Annotated in this window: 1 protein-coding gene; it reads left to right on the plus strand. The window is 43.3% G+C overall.

Annotated features, from left to right (window positions below; genetic code table 11):
* A partial coding sequence (locus ACQRD1_RS14595) for a transposase (protein ID WP_427787953.1) occupies positions 1-443 on the plus strand: 443 nt, incomplete at both ends.

Genomic DNA, 443 nt, shown 5'->3' on the forward strand with positions numbered 1-443 from the left:
CCACTTGAAAAATGTGTAACTGACATCACAGAGATCAAGGCTAAAGATGGAAAACTGTATGTTTCAGCTATCTTTGACTGCTTTGATTCCAGTGTCCTTGGTCTGGCGATGGAAACCAACATGAAAGCAACTTTGTGTGAGCATACCCTGGATAATGCCTATCTTGCATATCCTAATCTGCGAGGCGCCATTTTACACTCTGACAGAGGAACACAATATACCAGTGAAACCTATCGTAAGGCTCTGGCAAAATACGGTATTATTCAAAGCATGAACAGTGCTGGTGGCAGGTGCCATGATAATGCCCGATGTGAAAGCATGTGGGCCAGAATGAAAAGCGAGCTTCTCTATGACCGCTACAATACGGAAACTATGACCACAGAGGAACTGAAGGTTCTCATTTGGAGATATTTCATCAGTTACTGGAATAACAGGAGGATCTG

It is taken from the genome of Bariatricus sp. SGI.019 (genome assembly GCF_050315235.1).
Taxonomy (GTDB): Bacteria; Bacillota; Clostridia; order Lachnospirales; family Lachnospiraceae; genus JAFBIX01.